Source organism: Nocardioides antri (assembly GCF_008373765.1).
Lineage (GTDB): Bacteria > Actinomycetota > Actinomycetes > Propionibacteriales > Nocardioidaceae > Nocardioides > Nocardioides antri.
The window spans coordinates 1-297 of sequence record NZ_VUJW01000077.1 but is presented as its reverse complement, the minus strand read 5'-3'; the positions used below and the strand labels follow the sequence as shown (position 1 = coordinate 297).

1 protein-coding gene is annotated in these 297 nt (G+C 72.7%); it reads left to right on the top strand.

Annotated elements, in window-relative coordinates; genetic code table 11:
* Positions 1 to 297, top strand: a 297-nt coding sequence (locus F0U47_RS20475; RefSeq protein ID WP_149752332.1) for an LLM class flavin-dependent oxidoreductase, incomplete at both ends; no start/stop codon positions are given.

Genomic DNA, 297 nt, shown 5'->3' with positions numbered 1-297 from the left:
CCGGTCGAGTCGGACCCGATCACGCTCGCGAAGACCATCGCCACCCTCGACCACCTCTCCAGCGGCCGGGGCACCATCGGCGCCGGCTTCGGGTGGAACACCGCCGAGCTCACCGTCCACCACGTCCCCGCCGCCCAGCGCCGCACCCTGCTCAAGGAGTACCTTGAGGCGAGGCGTGCACTCTGGACCGAGGAGGAGGGGCGGTACGACGGCGAGTTCTTCTCGTTCGGGCCCTCCTGGGCCTATCCCAAGCCGCCGCAGGGCCGGGTCCCCGCCATCATCGGCGCCGGCGCCGGC